We start from the raw sequence: 22,459 nt of genomic DNA, 5'->3' as shown, positions 1-22,459 counted from the left end.
CTATTCCCAAAAATTATCTTCGATCTCTGCGATAGTGATCTTCATCATCACGGGCTTCTTTTATTTGATGTTCTTCATTAACAGTAAACTCCGGAGAGCCCAGGCTACCTCCAAAGACTGCAGCTAATGCCCCGAGCAGCAAGACACCAAAGGCAATAATACTAAACGTCCCTACTGCATCTGTAATCTTGTCACTTAATTCAACAGCTTTCTGTTTTGCATCGGCATAAGCTTGTTCAGCTTTTTCGATAGCTTGTTGAATATTGGTTTCCCATTTTTGAATCATTCCATCGATCTCTGATTCGCTAAGTTGGGTATTGTTTGTAAGATAATTTTTTAATTCTTCTACCTGAATATAGTCTCCATCTCCCTGTAATTCTATATTGAGATTTCCGTTTTCATCCATATTAAAAGTCAGGTCGTTGAAGAATTCTTCAATTTCCATAGATCTTATCATTCCTTTGGCATTCGCCTGAGTATTTTCCAGCATCTCAGTAGTTTCTGTAGAGGCATCTTCCGGTACAATATCATACCTTTCTGCGGTATTTATTACCTCCATCACCTGCTGCTTTGCCTTTTCAATGGAGAAACTGGCCTGCTCCTGACTTTGCTGTTGTGCCTCCTGCACCTGTACAGTAACCTGTTCTGACTGGTTACCTCCAAATAAACCTGAAACCATGTTTCCCATACCATTCAGTATTGATCCTACGGTAGAGGTAAGAAAATAGAACGTAATCATCGTATAAAGCGCCCAGGCAAGAAATCCGTGAATTCCACCATCTGCAGAAGAAGGAAAGCCGGACATACGCCCTGCCACCATACCTCCAACAAATAAAGCTACCAGGTTGGATAACCCCCACCAGATTATGGTTCCCGTTCCAAGGCCTGCAAGAGGATCAGATTCTGTCATTGGGTTTATTGAAGTCAATCCAATTCCCAATCCCAACAGATTTAGGAGGAAAGCCACTGCCAGGGCAGTAAGTGCGCCAGCAAATATAGCGCCCCAGGAACTACGGGTAACTTTATCCTTTAAGTCGTCAAAGCCTGTTCTTGTTCGTGTTGTACGTGTTGTATCCATAATTACTTTTTAGTTGGTTTCTTCTAAATTAAGGCAACAGAAAAGAAAATGGAGGAAATAAAGGATAATTAATCGTTAAACAGCGAATGATTTAACGTTTCTCTAGCACTTATTTTAAAATTATTTCACTTTTAAACAGCGCAAAGTGCGAAAATGTGAATTTTGGAGTATCCGCTTTAAAATGGCAAATATCGATATGATTTCTCAAATTGAGAAAAGTTGAGAATTAGTTCTAGTTCCGAAGGAAATTAAGATTTAAGTTGCAGTAGATAAAGCTATTGTTTCAGGATAATAATACTAGCTTTTGCTCCCGTGAGAAGGTTCCAGACATTACGTGTAACCGGTTGCCCGGCTGCATCAAATACCCGTAGTTCTGCAGTGTTAGGTCCGGAGTACCCCTGGTTAAGGGCTTCAAATTCGATATTATTGAGTCCGCTGTCCAGGGTAATAAGAATTGGCCTGTAACCGCCGCTAAGTACAATACTCTGTTCCACTACTGTTCCATTAACCCATATTCGCACGCGATCACCGTCTACGAACTCATGATCACGGCAATAAAGTTCCACATAAGCACCTTTAGTAGTAAAATCACCTAAGTATTGGTCATTTTTGTACTCGTCTTTTGCTTCTTTATCTTCTTTCCATTTCTTTTCGACCGCATCACCGGCAGTTAAAAACTCATTTTTCGTTTCCCGGAAATCAAGTTTCTTTGGTTCCTTTTTTAGGAAGTTATTCTCTTTATCCTCCTCCTTATTTAGTCTTAATGAAGAAAAAGTACCGTTGGTATTGTCCTCTGGGAGAGCCGGTAAAATGGTACCGGAATTTGTAGATCTCGGAATTTCAATCTGTGCATGGGCTCCTATAGTGAGACCTGTAAACAAAAGTAAAGTAAAGAAATATTTCATTTTTGAACTTATAACAAAATTGAACAAACGGCGGCTCTTCAATTAGTAACAAAAATACAGCCAAAAATTTATAATAAGGAACAATCTTCCAGATATCAGGTATTTGCCGCAATTCGCTGCACATATTCGGCTTCCAAATCGTTATAGGTCGTCCAGAATCCTTTGGGCTCTAAACCTTCCAGCCGGTCAGAAAGTATGTTTAAATGGGTGTGCCATCCACTACAAACTCCTATCAAGGTGCCCTTGTTCTTTCCCAGGTTTTGATGTGTAAGAATAAGGTGTGTTTGGTCTCCTTTCCTGCTAAGCTCAAATGTTACCATAGAATCGCCACTCCACGTGAAACTTACTAAATTAGGTGGATCCAAACGGATTATTTCTTCCTTCATTATTTCCCCATCTGCTTTCTCCTTAAATTTTTCAGGAACAGCATCTTCCTGCGTGGACAAATTTCTATGCTGAAAGATAAGGGTAACCTCCCCTCCTACCGCCATTCGCATTTCTCCGGAAGCTAACCAGAGCCCGCGCTTTTCAGAATCTGTTAAATAATCCCATACTTCCACTATTTCATTTGGAAAAGTTCTCTCAAATTTCACTATACCCGGATTAGTGATCCTGCCATATTTCTCCATCTTCTTTTTCTGAATGGTTAATAGGTTTTAAAGATACTAATTAAAGGAAAAGAAAGTACTTTCCCGAAATAACAAATAAACTATAGTTCCTTAAAAAGATGCAATAAAAAACCTAAAGAAGTTGTCCATTATTTTTTGACGTAGTACATTAGAACCTATTCTTCTCCGGGTCCGGCCCAAAGCAATTTTAAATTATGACTGTACATCATCTGTTGGAAAAAAAATCTATTGGAAACAAATTTGTAGCACAATTAAGGGATATGTCTGTGCAAAAAGACCGTTTGCGCTTCAGAAGAAATGTGGAGAGAATCGGGGAAATATTAGGCTATGAATTAAGCAAAAGTTTACGCTATGCTGAGCAGAATATCACTACTCCCCTTGGGAAAATAAAAATGAACCTTCCTGAAGAAGAAATTGTAATATGTTCTATTTTAAGAGCTGGATTACCACTTCACACCGGTTTACTGAATTATTTTGATGATGCAGAAAATTCTTTTATTTCAGCTTACCGCCATCATCCAAACGACGACGAAAACTTTGAAATACTTGTGGAGTACCTGGCATCCCCTTCCCTGGAAGGGAAAATCCTGATCCTTGCAGATCCCATGCTCGCCACCGGGAGTTCTTTTGTGAATGTACTGCAGGCACTTGAAACAATGGGAAACCCAAAGGAAATTCATTTGGTTTCTGTGATTGGAGCAAAGGAAGGGATTGAATACGTTAGTAGAGAGTTTCCCGACAATTCACATCTCTGGATCGCTACCATAGACGAAAAACTGGACGAAAAAGGATATATTGTTCCCGGCCTGGGCGATGCCGGCGATCTTTGCTTTGGACCTAAACTGCAGCATTAAATCCAGAATTAAAAAGGATAGCCGATAGCGAAATTAAGGATAGGGCTTCCAAAATCGTATGTCCATCGTTCACCTTCAGGAAGAGATGGGTCGTGCATAGGCGCGGCAAGGTCAAAACGTATAACAAAGCTTTGAATATCCACCCGAAGCCCGGCACCAATGCCTACACCTAGTTCGCTGGTGAAGTCTGATTCAAATAATCCTCCCGGCAGGGCATTTTCTTCCTCGGTATTCCAGACATTACCGGCATCTGCAAAAACGGCACCTTTCAGGAACTGAATAATTGGAAAGCGGTATTCAATATTTGCTTCAAGCCTTAAATTACCTGTCTGGTCAAAATACGTAATATCTCCTTCGGGGGTGTACGACCCGGGACCCAGGGAACGAGTTCTAAATGCTCTTACGCTATAAGGCCCACCGGAAAAATATTGTTTCGGAAACGGCATAACATCAGAATTACCATAAGCTCTCCCCAGTCCTGCAAAAAACCGGGTGGCAATCTTCTGGTCATTTCCTATGTTTAAATGGTATCTAAAATCCACATCAGCTTTTGCATATTGGGCATATGGCAAACCCAGAAATTTGTTTGGTTCTCCTTCATCGTCCGAGCTTCCGCTTAAAAGACTTATCAAATTTCCGGCTATATCCAGTGTGCTGTTTACAAAAAATTGATGGGTTTTATTCTCATCCAACATTCCATTATAAGTGAAGGAATAGGTAAGCCCTGCAATAAATCGTTGCTCAAAACTACTTCTCAGGAATGGGTTATCATCCAGTATTTGCTCAAACTCTTCAGTAGTATCACTTAGCTGGGAATAGCTAACGGAGACCGGATTGAGTTCGTGTGTGACATAGCGGTTCGCATTCCACAAATATCCAAATGTGGAAGAAGCAGAGAGTAAGGTGTAAAGCTGACTCCTGGAGAGATAATTACCACCAAGACTTATTTTCGTTTTTGGTATGGAATATTCAAACCAGTTATCTTCTATGGAAATAGGAAACAAAAGCCGCGGCACCAGCAGGTCTGCCTCTAAACCAATGTTTATACTATTAAGGCCTGCATTGTCCCCTCCTGCAATTTGAACCTCATAACCAAAATTAGCTGTAAGGTTCAGGGTTTCCCCTCCTTTCCATAAATTACGATTGCTAAAAGTTAACGCAAGACTAGGTCCTGCAAAGTTGTTGGACTTCGTCACTGCCTGTAGCTCTGCCCTTATAGCCCTCTTGTTAAGCGGTGAAAGAAAAATATTCGCCTCCAGAACTCCAAGGCTGTCGGTACTTAAACTATCGATCTCATCATAACGGATGTTTACAAACTTGTAAGCTCCTATAGATCCCAGACGCCTGCTTGTATTCCGGGAAATTGAAGGACTATAATTCTGTCCCTCTTGAATTAAAATAAATGGATCGAGACGGTTGGGCTTGAAGAATTCTTCTTCCCTGATAAAATTTTTCCCTTCATAGCTTACCGTATCCCTCATCAAAGAGTCATTTCCTACTACGTAGTTTGGGTAAACATTTACTTTATTAATTTTATAAGGTACAATTCCTCTCTCGGGAACTTCCTCTTTCAGCCGAAGAAAAAGATCAAAACGCTTCTGGTCATATTGGTTTGTATCAGCTTCAAAAATTAAAAATCCCGGGTTAAAATTGTAAAAACCTTTCTCTTTTAGTTCAGAATCTATTCTTTCCCGTTCCAACTTTAATAAAGGCAGATCAAACCTCATGCCCGGGTCTAAAGGAGATTCTGGCAGCAGCTTTTTTATCTCCTGATATACCAACAGGGAATCGTTGTCCAGTTCATAATTTTCCAGTTTGTAAGGTGTAGGAAGATTGGCATTATAGGTCACACCTGCCGTTTGATCCTCTTCATCCCTGTTAATGGAACCATCTACACTGCTGTAAAAAAAACCACGATTTTCAAGTCGGTTAATCAATAGGTCCTGCGTAGTCGTAATTTCTACATCACTTAGATATACAGGCTCCTCTCCTATTTTTTTATTCAGAAATTTATTAATAAAACCCGGTTTCTTCCTTTGTGCTTTATAATAAAAATAAAGACCCGGGCGCATACCTAAAATTTTGCTGTTAGGTTCAGGACGTATAACATTTTGTAGTTCAGCTTGTATTTCCTGAATGTCCTCTACATTAGAAGCTGTATCCAACTCTACATTTGCACCTTCATACAGATATTCATCCTCAGGAATAAATTTTTCTACACTACAGGAATGGAGTGCAAAGACGGAAACTGTGATCACGTAAATAAATTTCCTGAATTTTTTCATGCAGTGAGTTCTGTTAATTATCATCCTCCTGATTCTGATTTTCTTCTTCTTCCTCTTTGTTTAGCATAGTGGCCCACAGTTCCTGGAATTTATTAAATTCTTTGGTAAAAATAACTGCTAATCCGCTGGCAATAATCTGGCCGTCTATTACATTTTCAAACTGGTTAAGCCTGAAGCCTTTTAAGCGCCACACTCCATCCTGAGAAAGTAAGTATTGCAGGCTAACGTTACCAATTAAAGGATTGGTTTCAGCGGGATCACTGCTTGAACCTTCAATATCTACTTCACTTCCCACCCTCACAATCAACCTATCGTTTAAAAAGGATTTCTGTGCAGCAATATCAAGCTCGGTCCGGTTTTGCGGATTTTCTCCCTGATAATCTGTGTAACTGTCCAGTCCAAAATCGAGCTGTACACCGCTGTCGCCAAGAAGTTTGTTAGAGAACATATTTAGCTGGTCAGATAATGCCTGGTTAAGATTGTCCCTCGCAATGGTAGCTGTTCCTCCTGAACTTCCATCTGTACCAGCATCGGGATAAAACCGATTTAGGACAAGCAATGAAAAAACCTGTTTGTTAAGCTCCTGTTCCTGACTATTAAGTTGCTGAACCCGGCCGTAAACCTGTCCGCTTATGGCACCTTGCTCCTCTTCCGGCATATCAAGCCCGAAAGAAAGTTTAGGCTGCATTAATTCGCCATCAACATTAAGATATACCAGGAATGGTAATTCCTGACGGAAACGGTTTTGCGTTGAAATATCTGCTCCTGAAGTTTGTGAAGCCATTAAAGCAGAAGCCGATGTTTCTACATTATAAATTGCCCGCACATCCAGGTTAGCATCCATAGGATCTCCTGACCAGCTCACCCTACTACCCTCAGCAATCTCAAATCTCCTGCTTACAAGGTTGTAAAGGCTCATTTCATAATGTCCGCCGCTCATCTCATAACTACCTGTAAGCGTAGTTCGCCCGTTAGAATACATATGGAAGTTAAGATCTCCTTCTCCCGTAACCCGGAAATTATCCCCGGTATCCTCACTGATTATTATATTAAAAACAGCATCTTCATTTATAGAAAGTAAAGCGCTTATATCAAAACCAGAGAGAATTAAAGTCTCCTCATCTTCGTCTGTTCGTGTAAGTATAGCATCGGGATCTTCGCGATTTACAAAAATTACAATGCCGCCGCGTTCCTGAATATCTATCTCATTTGAGGGTAATACGTAGGTAACATTTGTCTCAGAACCTATATCCAGATCCATATCGAGAACAGGAAGGTTGAGGTCACCTGTTAATGTAGCATCAACATCAAAACTTGCTGTACCATAGAAAAGGTCATTATCTTCTGCTGTAGAATTTAAAACCTGAAAGTTTTCTGCATTAAAAGTCAGGTCAAAAGAGGGGTTAAGTAAATCTTCAGTAAAAACATCTCCATCCACGACAAAAGAATTATCCTGTGCATCTTCAACTACAAAATCATCAAAATATAGTCCCTGATTATCAAAAGTAAGATTTTCATTAGGCATGGTAAAAGGTGCATCGAGCATGGCCACTGTAAAAGTTGCTTCGTTAAAGTCCAGGTTTCCTTCATATTGAGGATCGGCAGTAGTGCCGCTCAATTGAACCTGGCCAGACATGGTTCCTTCTCCGCTACTAATTGCTCCCATAGAAAAACCTGAAAGTGCAGACATTTGTACTTCCTGTAGGTTAAGATCCATATCCAGCTGTGCTATAGAATCCAGGACCTGGTAATTCCCGGTTAAATCCATAACCACTTGCCCTCCACTGGTATCAAGACCAAAATCATAATTCTGATTTCCCAACGATTCCCCATTTAGGCTCAAGGTGCCCATATCTACCTCCATTAGATTGAATTCATTAATATTCATATCTGCAAGGATACCTGTGCTGCCCATTGGGTCCTCTAAAATTAATTCGCCATTCATTCTTCCTGTCGCCAGGGTTTCTACGGGATTGAGATAAGAAAGCAATGCTGCCAGTCCAAAATTTTCGAAGTTAAAGCCAATATGTTCCTTTTGAACATCGGATAGATCAGTTCTTATAGAAAATTCCTGATTGTTTCTGCTAAATATGAAATTATTGAAATCGATCGAATTTTCTGCAAATAGCGCTTCGTTATTCTCCGGAACAGACCATTCATTGCTATTCAGTATAACTCCTTCAGGATTAAGATGAATTCTTACTATATCATTGTTCCTCGTGGTTTCAGATTGTATGTGTACCAATCGTTCGTCTTCATGGTAAGCCTGAAAATCCAGGAATAAGGTTTCCTGCTCAATTCTACCCGAAATATCAGTTTTCATAATGGCTAAGGGAGCGTAGCTAAGTGTATTAAAACCAAGATTGAAATCGAAATTATCCGGTCCTGAGTCCAGATCGAGTGCAAGGCTATCAATTTCTGCTCCAATATAATTAACATGTGGCAAGCTCACATTAGCAACTAAGGTACGTTCCCGTTCCCTAAAATCTACACTAAGATTAATAGTGTCCATTTCTTCAAGACCTACAAGAAATACCTCTCTTAAAATGGGTGCAGGAGCTATGATTCCTCGCAACCTTAAATTAGCCGGATTCTGAATTGTGTCAGAAAATTGAAAATCATCAGAAAGATAACTGCGGTAATGTCTTATAATGGCATCAGTAAGATCCGCAGGGCTTTTATTGGATTCCATCTGCAGTTTCAGCATTTTATTGTCCACAGCTACGGCTGTACTATCCTGGGAAACATAGGCACCCGCACCAAAATCACCAAGAAGATAACTCTTATTATCATAAACAGCCACCCCGTCTATAATACTGGAAGTTACCTGGAAAGCATCGCCGCTACCTTCATAAATTGCCCGTAATCTAAAAGCTGTTCTTATTTCTCTGGTACTAATCCCAAGGCTGGCCAGGTCGGCTCCTTTTACATTAAGACTTAAATCATAAACAGGCGATACAGAATCCAGCACGAGACGTGTACTTAGATCGGCATTAAGATTATTGTCCTTATAAGTCGAAGTAACCATACCTCTCCCATCCTCTATTTCTCCTGAAATTTTTAAGTCTTCTATTGCATAGTCGTTATAACGAAAGCTGGAAATAGTTGTTTCCAGTGTTGCATCCATAGTATTAAGGCTGCTTCCTTCTCCTGAAGCTTTTAATTGAAGCGTCAGCGGACCCAGTGTTTCATTCTGAAGGATTTCACCAAGGCCTAAACTATCCACCTCTATATCTGCATTAAAAGCTATTCTCTCCCGGTTTAGGAAACTTCCGTTTAAGTTTATACTCCCATTAGAAGTGTTTAATTGTGCTATGGCATTTATATTCTCAGGATTACCTTTTACATTCGCAGTTAGGCGTACCCTCTCCGGAAGACTTATTCCCAGGCTGTCTTCCTCAATAATCCGGTTGAGATCAGACTTTGTGGAAACTACTTCGATATTTGGAAAATCAAACTGCATATTTTCAGGCTCCGTAGGATTCTGAATACTTCCACTTGCCGAAATACGGATGCTTTGTCCCCAGTTTACTGTTGCTGAAGGAATTTGAAGATAAGCCACGGGGCCTTCTATTCTTAGGTTTCCGGTTATTTTTTTTCTACTGAGGTTTAACAGGTACGGATTACTCTTTAAATCTGGCTGAAAGCGGAAAACCTCCTGTAACGCAATCTCGAACCTGCTTAAATCTGCGCTTAGCTGTGCGCTTTCGGGAGCATTTATAAAATTATCCAGACTATTGTATTCTGCGGAAAGTCCGCCTCTCAATATATTTCCGTTTGCGGCAAAATTTAATTCGGAAAGTTCCAGCTGACTTTCAGAAACTTCTAAGTTAAAAGCAAGTTCGCTAAAGTCTATTCCTGAAGACTCCCGGAATTCCAGCTTATTAAAACTTGCTCCCGCAGTTTGGTCTCTTAAATAAATATCACGTATTTCCAGGCTTAAATCCTGAAGCACAATCGCTTCGGGATTAAATTGCCCAGTTTTTGGACGGGCGTTATTTGCCAAATACGTGATGTCATTAGATTGCAGGCTTATTTCATTCACCGTCACAGTCCATTCCGGCCATTGGAAACCTTCATTAGCTGAAGTTGTATCAACTTCAGTAGAATTTGTGGTTGTATCTTCTGTCGGGGAAGTTTCCATGTAAACAATGGAGTTGTTTAAATCCAAATTATCGACCTCAATAACGTTATTTGCCAGGTCCATAACCGGCGCCGAAGTATTTAATTCAGCAACATTAAAACGTGCAAGAATACCATCGGGGATGGATTCATATTCCCCGTTAACATTATTTATTGTTAAAGAATTAACAGAAATAAACGGCAAAGGTGCCTCTTCCTGCTCCGGCGATTCCGGGAAAGGTTTTGTTTGGAGATATTCAAAATCTGTATCAGAAAGGCTTGCAGAGGCAACCTCAAAACGCATATTTTCAAGATCGGTTTCCTGCATTTCCACTTCCAGGCTTTTCATTTTAACCCGGGTGTCCATACCTGTTACATCATCCTTATAAGTAATATGGAAATTGGAGAGGTTTACATCTCCTATAGAAATTTGCTGAGTAGCAGTTGTATCCTGTTGAGTTGCGGGGGCTGTTGTGGTAGTATCTGCAGGCATCATAGCATCTACCAGAAACTGAAAATTAAAGCCTTCTATAGAATCCTGCCGGGTTACATTTGCCCTAAGGCCATCCCAGTCGAGTTCATCAACACCAATTCCATTGCCCGTTATTATAGGCCAGAGCGGAATATCGGCTTCCAGTGACCTTGAATAAACGAGTGTATCGCCTTGTTTATCTTCAACATAAAGTCCCTGTACACTAATATCTCCAGAAAAAGTAATAAATAATTTTTCAAGCTCTATAACAGTATTTGTCTTGTCTGTTATAGACGAGATAACTTTATCCTTAATAATTCCCTGACCCCATGGACTACGCACAAAAAGGATAACCAGAAGTAATAAAATAAGGATTCCTGCCAGGATCTTAGCCAGGATTCTGAGGGTCTTAATAAGTATTCTTTTACTCTTTTTCAAATCTTCTATAGGTACAATTTTCAAAGCTATTGCAAATGCTGCTGATTAAGAAGTTTTGAAAGTTTATATTTTCTTAACGTTCAATAAAAATTTGTTAAAACCTGCTGCGAAGACATTAAACAAAATTTAAAAAGAAAAATTACTGACATTAACTACTGCCTCCCCGAGCAAGAACTGTGGCTAAATTTCACAGTTTTCGGCTTATTTCCACAATTTTCACTTCTTTTAGATGTCCGGGTATTTAGAGCAAATAACATATTTCCGCATAGCCATATTCAGATTGAAAGAACCTTTAATCTTCTGTAAATAAGATATTTAGTTTTGTATTTATTTCTGAGCCTTTTCTTCGTTCAGGAAGTATTGTTGCAACTGTGGCATTATTCTGGAAAATGCATTCCTAATAATCGATTAATGTAAAAGTCTAATCAAATATTTATTATGAAGAAAACAATCGCAATAACAATTTTATCAGCCGCTATGTTTGGTTCATGTGTTTCCAAAAAGAAATATGTGGCTTTAGAAAGCAATTTGAACGATACCAGAAGTGAACTGCAAAAAACACAAGTAGAAAAGGAAGAAATAGAAGGAAAATATGCCGCAATAGAATCCCGCGTCGCCGATTATAATGCTAAAATTAATTCTCTTCGTGACTCTAACGATGAGAAAATGGAAATGAATGATCTTACCGCAATGTCAAATAATAATAAACGGCAAATGAGGTCTACCATCGCAAAGATGGATCCTGAAGCGTTAGAGGGAGCAGATACTCTTGAAGATTCCATAAATCTGGCAGTATCCTATAACCTGAAAAATTCTATTTCTGAAGGAGGAGACAGCGAGGATATCGACATAAGTGTAGATAAAACCGTGGTAATGATAGATGTTTCTGATAAACTTCTTTTTGGAAGCGGAAGTTATCGCGTAAGCAACAATGCAAACGATCTTCTCAAAAAGCTTGCTGAAGTAATTAAATCTGAGCCTACGATGGAAGTGATGGTAGAAGGACACACAGATTCCAGGACTATGGTAGACAATTCTTACCTACAGGACAACTGGGACTTAAGTGTAAGACGTGCTACTTCTATTGTACGTATCCTACAGGACAAATACGGAGTCTCCCCCGAGAAACTTATTGCAGCAGGCCGTAGCAGCTATGCCCCTTTAGCTGAAAATGATTCTCCAGATAATATGGCTAAAAACAGAAGGACCAGAATTGTAATTCTTCCTAATCTGGATAAATTCTTAGCTATGTTAGACTCTGAAGGGCAAATATAGAAGAGTAACCCCCAACATTTTGAAAGGGTAAGGTCTTTGGACTTTACCCTTTTTTGATTATGCTGAAGATTTCCTCCAAATTAAGGTCTACCTCATAAAGTTTGCTCAAAAGCTTTAACGAGATTTTAACCGCGAATAAATGGCAAATATCAATACAATCTTTACATTTAAGTAAAACAGAAAGTTATGAGCAAAGCGAATGATAATTTAAGAAGAGAACCAAAAGAAAAGAAGGAGGATCTACCTTACAATCCAGACGTTACAAAAGAAGATAAGCAGGCCCTTAACGAAAAGGGCCGCAGCATGAATAAAGGTCAGGATAAGGAACTGGACAGGGAAAATCCGGTAGATTTTACAGCAAAAAATCTGGATATTCCGGCTAGTAACGACAGCCTTCCGGAAACTGATAAAAATCCGAATCCCGATGAGCAAAATTTTCAATTTAATGAACGTGGTGCCAGGCCAGATCGCGACAAGGCCAAAGATCATCCTAATTCAGAAACTGATAAACCTTAAATTTAAAGAGAATCTTTTCATTTCAAATAACCGAAGAGGTTGTCCAAAAGAGACAGCCTCTTTTTTATTATACCTGTTTATTATACCTGCTCCGTCATTCTCTTCAGCGTATCTTTAGCTTTTTTAACAAGTTCTTTCCCGTCCACACTCAAAAGTTTTCCGTTTTTCTTCAGGATCTTGCCACCCACAGAGACAAATTCCACGTTTGCGGGTTGAGATGCTTCAACTACCAAATGATACGGCTGGGTACTTGCAGAAAAATTAAGATCATCTTTCCTAAGCATAATAAGGTCTGCATTTTTTCCCGGAGTTACAGATCCTGTTTCATTTTCAATCCCTAAAATTTTAGCGGCATTAATAGTTGCCATTTTAAGCACCTCTTTGGGGTCTGTTGCAAATTCATCCTTAGCTTGTGCATTTCTTATATTTAAAAGAAGCTTTAGAATAGAAAATAAATCTGCATTGCCTGAAAGTGCTGTGGTGTCTACCCCTACTCCAAGGTTAATCCCGCTTTGCATTAACCTGTTTACCTGTGGAAAGCCGTAACCAATGCGCATCTCACTGTAAGGCGTCATAGTAATAGAAGCTCCAGACTCTTTAACTGCCGAAATTTCTTCGTTTGTAATAAAATTAGCGTGAATAATGTTTACATCGTTTCCTAACAGGCCGATATTTGCCAATTTTGATATCTGACCTTTTTGATCTTCAGTAGAACTGGCATGAATGGTTATAGGCAGGTCTAATTCCCTGGCACGTGACCAATCCTCTTTCAAAAATTGGGAATTAACAGATCGTGCTCCCAGACCTAAACTAATGTTTTTGTACTTTTTATCGCCTTCAATGATTTCCAGCACCTTTTTTATTCCTTCAAAGTCTGTAGGAGTGTCACAGCTTAGGTCCCGGTAAGGGCCGTAAGCCACGTGGCCTCGCATACCTGCTTCAGAAAAAGCATCAAAACTTGCCAGTACATATTCTGGAGTCCGGGCATTGTGGTTAAAATCATTCAGGCAGGTAATTCCAGCGTTCAATGCTTCAGCTGCGGCATATTTGGCGGCCAGCTTCATGTCTTGCGGACTATAAAGCTTACTATACCTTGCCGTCATAGGAAAATAACCTTCGTTTTTCGAATCTCCGGCCATGCTGCGGAGTAACGAAGTCCACAGATGCCAGTGATTGTCTATTAAACCGGGAAGTAAAATTGCTCCTTCTCCATCAATAATTTCAGTATTGGGAAAATCTGCTTCATCTTCGGAAACAGATTTAATAATTCCATTTTCCACCACTACAGAGGCACGCTCAAAATCACCAATATCGGCATCCATAGAAAGCACCTGCACATTCTTAATGACGAAATTTGTCATTTTTACAGGTCCTTCAGCTGAAAGTCCTTCCTCAAAAGATAAAATTTTAGTGGGTAAAAAGCCTGCGGCAGAAAATACACCGGCCTTCTTTATAAATTCTCTTCTTTCTATGCCCATCTTCAATGTTTTTAGTAAAAATATAAGGAAAATGGTCAAAACTACCTCTTAACAAAGAGCTAATTCTATAAAATACCAAATATTACCTCCTTCTACTTATAAACTACCTTAAGAAGATGAGGACGTGTAATTTTTAATAAACACTATAGTCACAAAATGAATTGAAATATAAAAAATCTCGGCAGAAGATATTTTTCTCTGAAGATTATTTCTTTTTTAGTAGTAGAAAATGATCTACGGAATATTTCCCGGCCCCGGTGAGCAATAAAAGGATAAAGCCGAACATGTAAAGCAACGGTAATTCCTGCCTTCCAAAACCATCTGGTATGTGTACGATAAGCGCTGCCACGGCCATGGTGATAATAAGCGGAATTGCAGCAAGTCTTGTGGCGAAACCAAAAATAATAAGAACCGCACACACAAATTCGGCAAAAACTGCCAGGGTAAAACTTACTGTTTCCCCTAAACCGATAGGATCTGCAAAAGCAATTTCTTCGCTGTTGAAAAAAGTGATAAGCTTTGGAATGCCGTGCGTAAGCATTAAGGCTGAAATAGCTATCCTGAATATGAGAAGTGCGACATCTACACTTTGAAGATTTAAACTTGTTGAGTAAGAATTTTTCATAGGGAATTAAAAATTTTGATGAAGATACCAATTTTAAGGAATAAAAGATCGCTTCACTATAAGATTTCTATGGTATCTGTAGTAATTGAATGTTTCCTTTGATAAAAGTTAATTTTTGATGGTCAACACTAATCAGGGAAGTACATACCTGTACTGACAACTTTCCACCTAAATTGAACTCTCAAATTTTCACTCCTTCATTCTTTAAACTTTAAAAACTTTAAACCTTGAACCTTTAACTCTTTAAACCACATACCACATCAAAAGGGACATTCCCAAACCAACAAATGCAATAATGGTTGTCATCATGGTCCATGTTTTAAAAGTCTGCTTTTCGGTTAAACCCAAATACTGGCCCACCAACCAGAATCCGCTGTCATTTACATGAGAAAGCACCGAAGCTCCTGCAGCAATAGCAATTACGATTAAAGAAGTCTGACTCATAGAATACATTCCGTCGGTTAAAACAGGAGCAGTAATTCCCGCTGCGGTGATCATTGCCACCGTGGACGATCCCTGTAAAATCCTTACGAGTGCAGCTACAATAAAGCCAAATAAAAGCGGATTAAAAAAGGTATCATTTAATCCTGCAGCAATCATCTCCCCCGCCCCGGTGTTTATAAGTATCTGCTTAAATGCACCACCGGCACCTGTTAGCAAAATAATGATTCCAGCCGCCTGAAAAGATTTTGTGGCCACCTTAAGCAAATATTCCTTTTGCATTCCGCGTCTCACTCCAAGAAAATACCAGGCGATTAAATTGGCAATTATCAATGCAGTAAAAGGATGCCCAAGAAGTTCAACAATATAGAGAACACTTTCAGGAATATTAGCATCGGCGAAAAATGGACTTCCCAATATCGTGTTGATCACGATAAGAAGAATTGGGATAAAAATGATAGAAATAATTAGCCCAGGTGAAGGCGCCATTTTTTCATCATAATCCTCCTTTTCTTCAAAAACTTTAGGTTCTACAAAAATCTTTTTTGAAATAAAACGGGAAAAAACAGGTCCGCTGATAATGGCTGCGGGTATTCCCGCTAAAAATCCGAAGACGATCACCCAACCCAAATCTGCTCCCAAAATATCTGCTACGGCGATTGGACCGGGAGTTGGAGGAATAAAAGCGTGCGTTATTGCTAATCCTGCCAGTAACGGGAGCGCATAGAGGAGCAGGGATTTTCCCGTGCGCTTACTTAATGCATAAGTAATTGGTACAAGAATAATAAAAGCAACATCAAAAAATACGGGAATGGCCACGGCAAACCCGGTAATCATCATGGCCCATGGTGCATTTTTTTCTCCGGTTTTCTTCAACATATAAGAAGCCAGCCGCTGTGCGCCACCAGATTGTTCCAGAATTCCACCAAAAAGCGTGCCTAGTCCAACAACAGTAGCTACAAAGCCCAGGGTGCTTCCCATGCCGTCTTTCATGGTTTCCAGGATTTCCCCCGCCGGCATTCCTGCCATCATTCCAACTGCAATACAAACGATTAATAAAGCAAGAAATGCCTGAATTTTGAGCCGTAAAATGAGGAAAAGCAGCAAAGCAATTCCTATAAAAACTGCAGAAAGTAACTGTATGTCCATTAATTATCTATCCATTGGGTGTGAAAGAACTTTCCTCTTGGTTCGTCTGTACGTTCGTAGGTGTGAGCCCCGAAGAAATCCCTTTGCGCCTGAATCATATTCGCAGAAGACTGGCCCGAGGTAAAGCTTAGCAAATAATTTGCTGCAGAAGATAATACCGGCAGCGGATAGCCTGCCTGTAAAGCCTGCCCAACTATGCCCGTAAGCGCAGCTTCAGAATTCTTGATAAGCGAAATAATTTCTGAATGCACAAGCACATTTTCTGAAGGTTTTTCTTTAAGAATATCAATCAAATCTTCCATAAAACTTGACCTGATAATACAGCCATTGGTCCAGATACGGGCAATTTCAGAAAGGTTAAGTTCCCATTGATAAGTTTTTGAAGCTTCCAGCAGCAAATCAAAACCTATGGCATGGTTAATTATACTTCCTGCCTTATAGGCTTTAAACAGATCATCTGATATTTTCTGAATATCTGTAACGGACTTGAATTCCCGGTGATAAGCCTGCATTGCCTTTACACGCTCCTGCTTTTTCCCGGAAATATTCCTGGCAAGAACTGCCGCGGTAATTGTATCCAGCGGTACGCCAAGTTCCAGTGCTGCATTTGTGGACCAGCCGCCTGTTCCTTTTTGTTTGGCAGCATCCAGGATTTTATCGATCAGGAATCCGTCATCTTCTTTTTTCCGGAGAATATCTATAGAAATTTCTAGCAGGAAACTCTTCATTTCTTGGTTCCACTCTTCAAAAAGATCAGCAATTTCCAGCGGTGTGGCATTGGCGCCAAATCTTAGAAAATGATAAGTTTCTGCAATTAGCTGCATCTCCCCATATTCTACTCCGTTATGCAGCATTTTCACAAAATGTCCGGCGCCGTTTGGCCCCACGTGTGTACAGCAGGGATCACCATTTTTGTCTTTTGCAGCTATTTTTTCCAGTAGTTCCCCTGCCCTATTATAAGCATTTTCGGGACCTCCCGGCATAATAGAAGGTCCTTTCAAAGCACCTTCTTCTCCACCCGAAATTCCGGCACCCATAAAGAGGATTCCCTGCTTTTTAAGATCATTTTCTCTTCTTATTGTGTCTTTATAATGGGAATTTCCCCCATCGATGATTAGATCGTCTTCTTCCAGAAAGGGCAAAAGGCTTTCAATAACCATATCTACCGCGGGACCGGCATTTACCATAAGGATAATGTTCCTTGGTCTCTCGATACTTTTTATAAATTTTTCAAGGTTGTCAAACCACGGAAATTCATAAACTAATTTATTTTCCTCAGCAAAATTCCTGGCAATATCTACTTCCAGCTCCTCTACATGGCGGTTAAAAACAGTAATATCCACTCCCTTTGAAGCAAAATTTAAAGAGAGGCTTTTCCCCATAACTCCAAGGCCCACCAAACCAATACGAGGCTTCTTTTTCTTATTAAGTTTGCTCATTATTTCATCCAGAATCTCCTCTTTAGATGCCTCTACATTTATGTGAAAACCGTAATTTGGCATTTCCAGGGTATCAAACTGGGATTTGAGCAGTTCTGGCTTAAAATAATGATCTTCCCTGCCTGACAGTCGATTAAAAATAGTTTCATACTCACTGTGAAGAAATATCCAGGTAATCTCTTTTTTAGGTATAGATTGTAGTTGCTTGCGATATTGTTCTTTTAAAGCAGAACACGCTAAAACGGCACCATCCCCTTTTTCCCATTCGGAAATTTTATTTGCCAGCGTTTCCAGCCAGCCGTAGCGGTCGCTGTCCTGTAACGGAAATCCGTCTTCCATTTTTTTGCGGCTTGCTGAAGGATGAAAATCATCTGCATCATAGAATGGAATATCTAATCTTTTTGCCAGAAGTTTTCCAATAGTCGTTTTTCCAACCCCGGAAACTCCCATTACAATGTACACCTGCATATAGTTTTTAATTATAGTTAATATTCAAAATTTTAAGTTTTTTTGATGATGCACCCATTGTAAATTCGGCTGTTTCACCAGTCTTTTTACCAGTTAATGCTCTTGCTATCGGGGCTACAAAAGCAATTTTTTGTTTTTTAACATCGGCTTCGTCCACACCTACAATTTGAAACTTTTGAGTCAACTCTTTATCAAGGTCTGTAAACTCTACCAGTGCACCAAATCTCACTTCGTCCTGCGCCTGATCTTTGGGCTCAATCACGCGGGCAGAATTTAAACGCTCATTTAGAAGTTTCACTTTCCCGTCTATTACAGCCTGCGCACGTCGTCGTTCCATTTCATTTTCAGGGTCTAAAGCAGCCCTTTCCTGTTCAAGTTGCCTTTTTTCCTCCAGTAGTTCCTCCATCCCCACGGGCGTCACATAATTTGTAACGCCTGCCGGCAATGCTGCTCTTGGTGGTATAATTGGTGCTTCTTCCTGGTCTTCTTCTTTTACAAATCCTCTGCTCATTTCCTTGTTTTCTATAGAATTTAACAATATACTCAAATTTTATACATCCTGAAATGTAAAGTTATACGGAAAAGAAATTATCATTACGGAATTGCTATTTTTGCCGTTTTAGATGATAGGCTGAACTTTAGTTTCTGAAATTAATGTAGAGAATATGAAAAAATTACTGGTGATTGGATATGTGTGGCCCGAACCCGACTCTTCTGCTGCCGGAAGACGGATGATGCAGCTTCTGGAGTTTTTTCTGGCTGAGAATTACCAGATCACCTTTGCCTCTACTGCTCATAAAACAGCCTTTATGGCCAATTTGGAAGAATTTGGAGTCTCGACAGAAGAGATAAAGGTGAACGATCCAGAATTTGATCGTTTTTTGTACAAATTAAACCCGGAAGTTGTTCTTTTTGATCGTTTTATGATTGAGGAGCAGTTTGGCTGGCGCGTAGAGAAGATCTGCCCAGATGCTATTAAAATTTTGGATACCGAAGATTTGCATTTTTTGAGGGATGCCAGGATGGAGGCCCAAAAACGACAATTATCGGCAAAGAGTATTTACATGGACGCCGATTTGACTAAGCGGGAGATTGCGGCTATTTACCGCAGCGATCTCAGCTTAATTATTTCTGAAGTTGAAATGGAAATCCTTAAATCAGATTTTGGAATAGACGAAAATGTTCTTCTTTACCTTCCGTTTATGCTTAATCCCCTTTCTGAAGAAGAAATTCAGCAGTCGCCTTCATTTAAAGAACGAAAAGATTTTGTATTCATTGGCACTTTTAAGCATAAGCCCAATTGGAATGCTGTTCTTCAGTTAAAGCACCATATTTGGCCAATAATAAGAGAAAATCTTCCTGAAGCCGAATTACATATTTATGGTTCTTATCCTACTCAGAAAGTCCTGGATCTGCACGATCCAAAATCTGGATTTTTAGTGAAAGGGCGTGCCGGCAGTGTTTTTCAAGTTATGAAAAAGGCAAAAGTTTGTCTTGCTCCCCTTCAGTTTGGGGCGGGTTTAAAGGGAAAATTTATAGATGCTATGCGCTGTGGAACTCCTTGTGTGACTACAAATATTGGTGCGGAGGGAATTGCCGGAGAAACTAACTGGAGCGGTTTTATTGAAGATGAAAAACGTCTTTTTGCAGAAAAGGCAGTTTTATTATATAGCAATCAACGAATTTGGAAAAAAGCGCAGTCCAACGGGTTTTCAATTATAAACACACGGTTTTCAAAACAGAAATTTGAAAATATTTTTCATCAAAACCTACAGGAAATTAAAGAGAACCTGGTTTCCCATCGCAAATTGAATTTTACAGGTGCAATGTTAAGGCACCACTTGCATAGAAGTACTTACTTTATGTCAAAATACATCCAGGAAAAAAATAAGAAAACCGCCGACTAAAAGCCGGCGGTCCTCACACGAAAATGAACATTTACAAGAAACGTCCAGTAACAGCAAAGTCTAAACAACCTGAGTACTTTTATTCTGTATAAAAAGTTTCTCGTTCAGTTTTCTTAAAGTAGCGATTTTGTTTTGCGTGTCCACAAGAAGCGAAATGTTGTTATTGCTGCCGCCGTAGGAAATCATACGTACGGGAATATCGTTTAAAAGCTCAAAAAGCCTGTATGTTTGCTTGTCCTCAATTACAGATTCTCCTACAATACAAATTATACTGTGGTTCTTCTCTACGGTAATTTCTCCGTAAGAATCCAGTTCCTTAAGAATTTTGTCCAGGTTGCGATCGTCATCTATAGTTAGTGAAATTGCAATTTCTGAAGTGGTGATCATATCAATGGCCGTTTCGTAATTGTCGAAAACATCAAAAATTTTCCGAAGAAATCCATGAGCCATGAGCATCCTGTTGGATTTAATTTTAATAGCAGTAATGCCGTCTTTTGCTGAAATCGCTTTTAATCCTTTTTCTTTAGCTTCAGGAGAAATCCTGGTTCCCTGGGAATCTGGGGTAAAAGTATTCTTCAGGAAAATTGGAATATCTTTGTCGATAACCGGGGAAATTGTTTGCGGGTGCAAGATTTTTGCTCCAAAATAAGCTAATTCAGCAGCCTCTTCAAAACTCAGCTCAGAAATACGGTGTGTATTTTCGACATAACGGGGATCATTATTATGAAGCCCATCTATATCTGTCCAAATCTGTACTTCTTCAGCATTAATAGAGGCTCCCAGGATTGTGGCAGAATAATCGCTGCCTCCCCGTTTTAGTGTACTAATCTCATTGTCTTTGTTAATCCTTACAAAACCCTGTGTAATATAAATATCGCTTTCCGGCTTACTGTCAATCACTTTATTGAAGTGCTCTCCTACAATTTTAGTATTAGGATTCTCAAGATTACTCACATACATAAATTCCTTTGCATCCAACCATTGATTCTGAACATTTTCACTTTCAAGATACTTTGAAAAAATATAGGTGAGCATCGTTTCACCGTAAGTGACAGTTTCGGCATATATTTTTTCTGAATAAGTATTTCCGGAAGTCTCCTTAAGTTGTGACAGGATCTCATAAATATGAGCAAGGGTTGCTTTCCTGATTTTTTCATCTTTAACAAGATCGTTAACGGCACTTTCATGCCGCTCCTTTAAGGGTTTTATAATTGCATCGATTTCTTCGTGATTTCCGGTTTTAATGGCTTCAGAAACGGCAACGAGTTCGTTGGTAACCCCGGACATTGCTGAAAGGACCAATAACTTTTTACCTTCCCTGGACTGGACGATATTTTTTACATTCTTTATACTCTCTACGGAACCTACAGAAGTTCCTCCAAATTTCATTACCCTCATGGTCAAAAATTTAATGCTGCATAATTACTTTTTAAAGCTATGCAGCGAAAAAAAATGCCTGATTTTATATACATTTGTACAAAATGTGTAATATTTAACAATGAAGACGATTACAACTTGCGTTCATGACATTATTAAACACCAGCCATTTCTAGACGATGCCATGGCCCGGGATATTGTAAATTTTAGCGGACTGGCCGCAGATATACAACCCCAGGTTGAAAAAGAAATGCGCAAACCAGTAAAACAGGGGTCCATAATTATGGCTTTGCGCCGGTATGCGCCCAAACGAAGCAAAGTTAATATGAAGGCTCTGCGGGATCTTGGTGATATTGTAGTACGGTCTGGAATAACAGAATATACTTTTCTTAATTCAAATTCAATTATTTCGAGTAAAGCCAAGCTTCTGGAGGCGGTGAAGGACAGGACTGGCGTTTACCTGAATTATTCAAGTAATTATCAGGAGAGCAATATCCTCGTTTCGTCCTCCCTAACAAGCCTTGTTGAAGATTGTTTTAAAAATGAGGTGAGGGTTTCTGTTAAGGAGGAATTGTCCTCCATCACTATTGCACTGCCCAAAAACAGTTCCCAGAGTGTAGGTATGTATTTCTACATATTCAAGCTATTGGCTTATGAAGGAATCCCGGTTTTCGAAATGATTTCCACTTCTAATTACTTCGCGATATTTCTTGAGAAGGAATATGTAAACCAGGCGTTTTTGTTAATGAATGAGATAAAGGAATAAATTACCAGTACCCCAAAAACACTCCCGTTACGGCCACAGCTGCTATTAAAATAATAAGGACAATAGCTATAAAGGTGCCGCCGAATCTGGTTTTTTTGTTGTCTTCTACAACATAATCTTCAGTATTATGGTTGTACTTGTTTTTATTTTCCATGTGTGGTTGGTTTTGATTGCTTTTACTTAATTTGATACCACCAGATTTCATTCTGGAAATTCATTGGTAGTACCAGTTTTT

The 22,459-nt window shown here is 39.5% G+C and carries 17 protein-coding genes; 5 read left to right on the top strand and 12 right to left on the bottom strand.

Annotated features, from left to right (window positions below; genetic code table 11):
* Positions 1 to 13: 13 nt before the first annotated feature.
* From RM529_RS06960 to RM529_RS06950, 3 genes are all read right to left on the bottom strand, one after another.
* On the bottom strand, positions 14 to 1,078 hold the full coding sequence (locus RM529_RS06960; RefSeq protein WP_311484035.1) for a hypothetical protein: 1,065 nt from the start codon (positions 1,076 to 1,078) through the stop codon (positions 14 to 16).
* A gap of 275 nt (positions 1,079 to 1,353) precedes the next feature.
* Entirely contained in the window at positions 1,354 to 1,983 is a 630-nt protein-coding gene (locus RM529_RS06955) for a hypothetical protein (protein WP_311484034.1), read from the bottom strand.
* 95 nt (positions 1,984 to 2,078) lie between these two features.
* Positions 2,079 to 2,612, bottom strand: a complete 534-nt coding sequence (locus RM529_RS06950; RefSeq protein ID WP_311484033.1) for an SRPBCC family protein — start codon at positions 2,610 to 2,612, stop codon at positions 2,079 to 2,081.
* Between the two features lie 194 nt (positions 2,613 to 2,806).
* Between RM529_RS06950 and upp the strand changes: the two genes are divergently transcribed.
* The gene (gene upp, locus RM529_RS06945) at positions 2,807 to 3,466 is read left to right on the top strand and encodes a uracil phosphoribosyltransferase (protein WP_311484032.1); all 660 of its coding nucleotides are present in this window, start codon (positions 2,807 to 2,809) and stop codon (positions 3,464 to 3,466) included.
* An 8-nt stretch (positions 3,467 to 3,474) separates the two neighbouring features.
* Here upp and tamL read toward each other — a convergent pair whose 3' ends face one another.
* Together tamL and RM529_RS06935 are read right to left on the bottom strand one after the other, a co-directional pair.
* Positions 3,475 to 5,751: a translocation and assembly module lipoprotein TamL gene (gene tamL / locus RM529_RS06940; protein ID WP_311484031.1), complete on the bottom strand. Its 2,277-nt coding sequence runs from the start codon at positions 5,749 to 5,751 to the stop codon at positions 3,475 to 3,477.
* Between the two features lie 13 nt (positions 5,752 to 5,764).
* Positions 5,765 to 10,783, bottom strand: coding sequence for a translocation/assembly module TamB domain-containing protein (locus RM529_RS06935; protein WP_311484030.1), 5,019 nt, complete (start codon positions 10,781 to 10,783; stop codon positions 5,765 to 5,767).
* 438 nt (positions 10,784 to 11,221) lie between these two features.
* Here RM529_RS06935 and RM529_RS06930 point away from each other — a divergent pair, with 438 nt between their 5' ends.
* Positions 11,222 to 12,058 carry an OmpA/MotB family protein gene (locus tag RM529_RS06930; protein ID WP_311484029.1) on the top strand — a complete coding sequence of 279 codons (837 nt, stop codon included), beginning with the start codon at positions 11,222 to 11,224 and terminating at the stop codon, positions 12,056 to 12,058.
* Positions 12,059 to 12,244: 186 nt separating this feature from the next.
* A complete protein-coding gene (locus tag RM529_RS06925) occupies positions 12,245 to 12,574 on the top strand; it encodes a hypothetical protein (RefSeq protein WP_311484028.1) in 330 nt (109 codons plus the stop codon).
* Positions 12,575 to 12,654: 80 nt separating this feature from the next.
* On the opposite strand, the gene RM529_RS06920 is transcribed toward RM529_RS06925, so the two are convergent.
* The 5 genes from RM529_RS06920 to RM529_RS06900 all read right to left on the bottom strand — a co-directional run bounded on the left by RM529_RS06920 (position 12,655) and on the right by RM529_RS06900 (position 18,721).
* Positions 12,655 to 14,052 carry an amidohydrolase family protein gene (locus tag RM529_RS06920; RefSeq protein ID WP_311484027.1) on the bottom strand — a complete coding sequence of 466 codons (1,398 nt, stop codon included), beginning with the start codon at positions 14,050 to 14,052 and terminating at the stop codon, positions 12,655 to 12,657.
* 205 nt (positions 14,053 to 14,257) lie between these two features.
* Positions 14,258 to 14,677 carry a DoxX family protein gene (locus RM529_RS06915; protein ID WP_311484026.1) on the bottom strand — a complete coding sequence of 140 codons (420 nt, stop codon included), beginning with the start codon at positions 14,675 to 14,677 and terminating at the stop codon, positions 14,258 to 14,260.
* Between the two features lie 243 nt (positions 14,678 to 14,920).
* Positions 14,921 to 16,267 carry a GntP family permease gene (locus RM529_RS06910; protein WP_311484025.1) on the bottom strand — a complete coding sequence of 449 codons (1,347 nt, stop codon included), beginning with the start codon at positions 16,265 to 16,267 and terminating at the stop codon, positions 14,921 to 14,923.
* Positions 16,267 to 18,168 (bottom strand): NADP-dependent phosphogluconate dehydrogenase, encoded by a 1,902-nt coding sequence (gene gndA, locus RM529_RS06905; protein WP_311484024.1) that lies wholly within the window; start codon positions 18,166 to 18,168, stop codon positions 16,267 to 16,269. Before gndA ends, RM529_RS06910 begins: the two co-directional genes overlap by 1 nt.
* Positions 18,169 to 18,181: 13 nt before the next feature.
* Complete coding sequence (locus RM529_RS06900) at positions 18,182 to 18,721, bottom strand: GreA/GreB family elongation factor (protein WP_311484023.1); 540 nt, start codon at positions 18,719 to 18,721, stop codon at positions 18,182 to 18,184.
* 118 nt (positions 18,722 to 18,839) lie between these two features.
* On the opposite strand from RM529_RS06900, the gene RM529_RS06895 reads away from it, so the two are divergent.
* Positions 18,840 to 20,081: a glycosyltransferase gene (locus RM529_RS06895; protein ID WP_311484022.1), complete on the top strand. Its 1,242-nt coding sequence runs from the start codon at positions 18,840 to 18,842 to the stop codon at positions 20,079 to 20,081.
* Positions 20,082 to 20,141: 60 nt separating this feature from the next.
* Here the strand turns inward: RM529_RS06895 and RM529_RS06890 are convergent, their stop codons facing one another.
* Complete coding sequence (locus RM529_RS06890; protein ID WP_311484021.1) at positions 20,142 to 21,479, bottom strand: aspartate kinase; 1,338 nt, start codon at positions 21,477 to 21,479, stop codon at positions 20,142 to 20,144.
* A gap of 100 nt (positions 21,480 to 21,579) precedes the next feature.
* On the opposite strand from RM529_RS06890, the gene RM529_RS06885 reads away from it, so the two are divergent.
* Positions 21,580 to 22,224 carry a hypothetical protein gene (locus RM529_RS06885; protein WP_311484020.1) on the top strand — a complete coding sequence of 215 codons (645 nt, stop codon included), beginning with the start codon at positions 21,580 to 21,582 and terminating at the stop codon, positions 22,222 to 22,224.
* Position 22,225: 1 nt separating this feature from the next.
* On the opposite strand, the gene RM529_RS06880 is transcribed toward RM529_RS06885, so the two are convergent.
* Positions 22,226 to 22,378, bottom strand: coding sequence for a hypothetical protein (locus RM529_RS06880; RefSeq protein WP_311484019.1), 153 nt, complete (start codon positions 22,376 to 22,378; stop codon positions 22,226 to 22,228).
* Between the last annotated feature and the right edge of the window lie 81 nt (positions 22,379 to 22,459).

This window comes from Autumnicola edwardsiae (assembly GCF_031846505.1).
Classification (GTDB): domain Bacteria; phylum Bacteroidota; class Bacteroidia; order Flavobacteriales; family Flavobacteriaceae; genus Autumnicola; species Autumnicola edwardsiae.
This window is presented reverse-complemented; position numbering and strand designations above follow the sequence as displayed.

Coding starts and splice junctions, on each gene's coding strand:
- RM529_RS06960 (WP_311484035.1), bottom strand. CDS start 1,078: ATGGATACAACACGTACAACACGAACAAGAACAGGCTTTGACGACTTA.
- RM529_RS06955 (WP_311484034.1), bottom strand. CDS start 1,983: ATGAAATATTTCTTTACTTTACTTTTGTTTACAGGTCTCACTATAGGA.
- RM529_RS06950 (WP_311484033.1), bottom strand. CDS start 2,612: ATGGAGAAATATGGCAGGATCACTAATCCGGGTATAGTGAAATTTGAG.
- upp (WP_311484032.1), top strand. CDS start 2,807: ATGACTGTACATCATCTGTTGGAAAAAAAATCTATTGGAAACAAATTT.
- tamL (WP_311484031.1), bottom strand. CDS start 5,751: ATGAAAAAATTCAGGAAATTTATTTACGTGATCACAGTTTCCGTCTTT.
- RM529_RS06930 (WP_311484029.1), top strand. CDS start 11,222: ATGAAGAAAACAATCGCAATAACAATTTTATCAGCCGCTATGTTTGGT.
- RM529_RS06925 (WP_311484028.1), top strand. CDS start 12,245: ATGAGCAAAGCGAATGATAATTTAAGAAGAGAACCAAAAGAAAAGAAG.
- RM529_RS06920 (WP_311484027.1), bottom strand. CDS start 14,052: ATGGGCATAGAAAGAAGAGAATTTATAAAGAAGGCCGGTGTATTTTCT.
- RM529_RS06915 (WP_311484026.1), bottom strand. CDS start 14,677: ATGAAAAATTCTTACTCAACAAGTTTAAATCTTCAAAGTGTAGATGTC.
- RM529_RS06910 (WP_311484025.1), bottom strand. CDS start 16,267: ATGGACATACAGTTACTTTCTGCAGTTTTTATAGGAATTGCTTTGCTG.
- RM529_RS06895 (WP_311484022.1), top strand. CDS start 18,840: ATGAAAAAATTACTGGTGATTGGATATGTGTGGCCCGAACCCGACTCT.
- RM529_RS06890 (WP_311484021.1), bottom strand. CDS start 21,479: ATGAGGGTAATGAAATTTGGAGGAACTTCTGTAGGTTCCGTAGAGAGT.
- RM529_RS06885 (WP_311484020.1), top strand. CDS start 21,580: ATGAAGACGATTACAACTTGCGTTCATGACATTATTAAACACCAGCCA.
- RM529_RS06880 (WP_311484019.1), bottom strand. CDS start 22,378: ATGGAAAATAAAAACAAGTACAACCATAATACTGAAGATTATGTTGTA.